Annotated in this window: 6 protein-coding genes and 1 pseudogene; all 7 read right to left on the bottom strand. The window is 43.7% G+C overall.

Features of this window, described 5'->3' with window-relative positions:
* Positions 1-21: 21 nt before the first annotated feature.
* Positions 22-1,162, bottom strand: a pseudogene (locus ACFIJW_RS00130) (phage tail protein).
* Complete coding sequence (locus tag ACFIJW_RS00125) at positions 1,162-1,989, bottom strand: baseplate J/gp47 family protein (RefSeq protein ID WP_375632672.1); 828 nt, start codon at positions 1,987-1,989, stop codon at positions 1,162-1,164. Before ACFIJW_RS00125 ends, ACFIJW_RS00130 begins: the two are co-directional and overlap by 1 nt.
* Positions 1,986-2,327, bottom strand: a complete 342-nt coding sequence (locus tag ACFIJW_RS00120) for a GPW/gp25 family protein (RefSeq protein WP_375612353.1) — start codon at positions 2,325-2,327, stop codon at positions 1,986-1,988. The genes ACFIJW_RS00125 and ACFIJW_RS00120 overlap by 4 nt, the downstream gene beginning before the upstream one ends.
* The gene (locus ACFIJW_RS00115; RefSeq protein ID WP_375632670.1) at positions 2,324-3,013 is read right to left on the bottom strand and encodes a phage baseplate assembly protein V; all 690 of its coding nucleotides are present in this window, start codon (positions 3,011-3,013) and stop codon (positions 2,324-2,326) included. The genes ACFIJW_RS00120 and ACFIJW_RS00115 overlap by 4 nt, the downstream gene beginning before the upstream one ends.
* Positions 2,994-3,545, bottom strand: coding sequence for a hypothetical protein (locus ACFIJW_RS00110; protein WP_375632668.1), 552 nt, complete (start codon positions 3,543-3,545; stop codon positions 2,994-2,996). The genes ACFIJW_RS00115 and ACFIJW_RS00110 overlap by 20 nt, the downstream gene beginning before the upstream one ends.
* Complete coding sequence (locus ACFIJW_RS00105) at positions 3,542-3,898, bottom strand: hypothetical protein (RefSeq protein ID WP_375632666.1); 357 nt, start codon at positions 3,896-3,898, stop codon at positions 3,542-3,544. The genes ACFIJW_RS00110 and ACFIJW_RS00105 overlap by 4 nt, the downstream gene beginning before the upstream one ends.
* Before the next feature lies 1 nt (position 3,899).
* Positions 3,900-4,059: major capsid protein (locus tag ACFIJW_RS00100; protein ID WP_375632674.1), on the bottom strand; the 160-nt coding region annotated here is incomplete at its 5' end.

Genomic DNA, 4,059 nt, shown 5'->3' with positions numbered 1-4,059 from the left:
AAACCACTTTCATGCTTCATATTAAAACCTCAATAAAATCTTGAATTGTTCGCGAACATCGGCACGCAAAGGAATATTGATGGGTGTTTTGAGTATCTCTACACCACCATTCAGTTCATTGACGTCACACCAAAGCTTTCCAAGGGGGACATCTTGTTTGGGAATGCCGTGAACGAGTATGGAAACAAAAGCTGCTTGTTTCCCATCAACATCGTGAAAGTCTGTGCGTGCTGCAACAAGAAGCGCCGTGCCCATCGAGGAGGGCTGGAACCTGACGCCACAATGGCTGTACACACCATCCAAAGCCTGTTCGACAGGTGCTACAGCATAGCATCTGCGAGTGCCAATCACGTCATCTTTGGNAGCATCTGCGAGTGCCAATCACGTCATCTTTGGTGTCTCTTAACACGAGATAAAGCGTGCGGTTGCTAAACCACTCTGCCATGAGTATATCGCGTTCATGTTTTTTGACCGAACACCACGGAAAATTTGCCATGTCCCATGGATAATCAATTTGGTTCCAGCTTAACTCCTCGTCAAAGTCATCAATCCAATTGCCAATAAGCCTGCCTTCTTCTTTTGTGAGGGTATGATTGATTTCTGTTGTGCGCCCAAAGGAAAACAAAGTGCCCCCAGCTGTTAAGCGAACACCGCTTTCATACTCCAATATGCTGTCATCAAGGCGTGACATATTGCATTCAACAGCTTGCACATCATAACCATAGGTCCCACGGCGAAAATCAGAGCGCAAACTTTTGGAAAGTCCGACAATCGCTTCAATAGCTTCAAGGCTTTTGCGTTCAGGCAACTGATCAAAATCAAGTTGAAAGGAATTCCACCATGCTCGCCCTGTCCATGCGGGTTGAAAGCGTGCCGAAATCCCTAGCCATTCAAGCCCCAACTCTATTGCCGCAAGGGAGCCGCGCAAGCGCTGCCATTGAAGCCCTTGATCAATCAAATCATAGAGGTTTGGAACATAAGGTGTCAGTTCACCAAGCCCGTATTCTTCAATGAGCCACGGCAAGAAACGGGGAGGGCGTGTGATCAGTTTTGCGCGTGAAATCCCCAAAACAGAACCATCAATATCTTGATGAAAATCGCAAGCATCGGCAAGGCGCTTTTCAAATTCTGTTGCGTTTGTGGGAAGGAGGGAACCAACCATTAGCGCGCACGCCCTTTGAAGTTTAAGGTGATTTTTCCAATCGATAAAATTTCTTCATCACAAACCATACTGTCTTGTGTTGGGGTAATGGCAATGACTTTTTGGACACCAGAAATCATTAGTTTTGAAATCCACCACGAGAGGCTTAATTCACGACCAATGGCTTGTTCTTGTCTCCATGCTGCTCTTAAATTTGCCTCCATTGTCGTGAGAATTTTCAAAGATGTTTCCGGTAACAGCCAAACATCTGCTTCTAAGTCCAGCACTTTTTTGACAGCAGCGTGAACAATGATTGTATCATTGGTCATGATGATATTTTTTCTGTGAAGAGCTTGTGAAACTGCTTGTATGAGATCTTCAGAGGCTGTTCCTTCTTCATTATTACCAAAAAGAGCAACATAGATGGTTGGGTTTTTGCCTTTACGATAGATAATGGCATCTTTCACTCGACTATCGGCTGTTAAGGCGATAAGTTTGTAATAGGGTTCTGTTCCACTTCCGTTTCCTCCACGGGCATGAAGCTGTATGCGTTCACGATATCTCTCGTCACTTTCCTCTTCCATGCGGGCAATACCATGCCAGTTTCCCAAAGCATCAAGAGATTCACCGATTGCAAAATCAAGAATATTATTGCGTGCTGCCTCATTAATACGCTGTCTTAACAGCAACTCTCGATAGCTAAAAGCCTCTATGACTTTTACGGACGGATCACTTTCAAGAATGGTATATTCAGGCAAAAGCTCTTTTAAATGGACAAGAGCAGCAGCGCGTATTTCTTCAAAAGAAAGTTCTGTGATGATGTCTGGTTTTGCAAGCACTCCATTCATTTTATCAATAATCCTTCCATGGTAATGGGCTTGCCGGATGGCAAATAAATGCCTTCAAAGGATAAAGAAACGTGTCCATTCTCACCCCTTTTAAAATCAATTTTTTTCAATTTAAAACGCGGTTCCCACTTGTCTAAAGCCTCAGCAACAGCAGCATAAAGAGCAACAGCAAAAGCATTATTAACCGGTGCATCAATGAGTTCCGCAACACGTGAACCATAATCACGCCGCATTACACGCGAACCAATCCGCGTTAACAAAATATCAAGGATTGATTGACGCAAATGATCAATGCCGGTCAATGGCTTTCCTGTTGTACGGTCCATTCCACTGTTCAATTGGGACCTCCTGTCATAGAACCACCAGGGGAAACACCGTCATGAACATGGGTTTCTCCTACATTGGTGCCGTTATGTCTTAATCCACTTGAATGAATGGAAACATTATTTCCAGAATGAAGAGAGAGACTATCATTCGAATTCAGTGAAATGCCATCACCAGCCTTCAAAGAGATGCCGCCTTTTGCGTTTAAATTTATATCGCTTTCTGAAACAATCTTTATGCCTTCCGGTGCGGTAAGCTCTAGCTTGCCACCATCACCTTTTAGTGACACACCATCAGCGATTGTCAGGATAAACTTTCCGCCGGATTTGATGTGAATTCCATAAGTGTTTTGTTCATCATCATATTCAAGGCTGGTTCCATCAGGGTATATCGTTCGGTGAATGCTGCCCTTATCGGCTGCTTGATTAGCATCTGTATGAATGGAACCCACAATCATCCCTTGTGACAAATCCCCTGATGACGAGATAACAACTACTTGCTCTCCAACATCACGCCCTTCATAGGAGCGTGTTTTACCGGCGCGGGCTTGGGTATCTGGAATCCAGTCACTGACAAGATTGCCACTTTTTACCCGATAGCGTGCGTTTTTATGGTCGATATGGCTAATCTTCCCCACCACAACCATATTTGCCACACGTCTCTTTAGATCTGTGATTTCTTTATCGCGCCGCTCTAACATGTCCACCTTCAATTTTATGGTATTTATCTTTATTTCTCACGCCTGTTTCTGGTTCAAAGCTTAAGAAAGGTTCAACGATTCTTGCTGTTACACTGCCTTCTTCTTCATTCATGTTGGGGATATTTGTCACATAAATGACTTCAAAGGTTAAAATTGCACCGTGGAGTGCTAGAGCGCCATTATCACCAAAGGCAAAAGCAATATTTTGCAGGCGGCATGTCTCAACGGTGTTGTTAAGATTGGGATTGGCATAGAAAATCTCTTCAACTTCCCATGCTAATTGGTCAACAAAACGTGCGCCATCTTCACATGTCGCATAACATTCAACATCTAGCGTTAAAACACGCCGCCTTAAGCCAAAATCATGTCCATCTTCAATGGTTTCACTTTGTGTTGAGATATTAATAGCTGGCATTGCTTCAATAAATAAATTGAAGTCACGCATATTGAAAACATTGTCACCAGCTGCCGTCTTTGCTGCTTTAATCAACGCAACAAATGTTTCTCTTATCGTTTCGCGTGGATGTTTCATTGTTTTATCTCTCGCAAGATAAGCTTATACATACCGGATTCAGAGGCTTGGACATCTGTAACAGTGAAGTGCTCTTGAGAAGAGGGGGCTTTGTTATTTTCAGGAGAGATGATCACAATACTATCTTGAGGTTTTGGTGGTATTCCCCCGATGTCATTGATACAAAGATCAAGTTCCTTTTTTGCGATTGTCGTAGAGATTCTGCCACCGGCGTCCGATTCCGAATGTTTAATGGTGTAAATCGCTGTAATTTGAAACGATTGTTGATTGTCCTTTCGCGTGTAGATGACGGGCTGCCCAAAGGTGTTGCGTACATCTTTAACCATTTGATTTAGCAGCCCGTGCCATCGCATGTTATTTCGCTCCTATAACTGCTTTGAACAGCATTTCAGGACGCGTGCAAATGTAAAGCGGATAGCTATAGACCTCAGGCTTTACCCATGCATTACGGTCGTGGTCGACGATAAGCATGGTGTAGAGCGGTTTTCCAACCGTGTTGGCAAAATCCAAACTT

Source organism: Bartonella sp. MM97QHHN, from assembly GCF_042194285.1.
GTDB lineage: Bacteria > Pseudomonadota > Alphaproteobacteria > Rhizobiales > Rhizobiaceae > Bartonella.
This window is presented reverse-complemented; position numbering and strand designations above follow the sequence as displayed.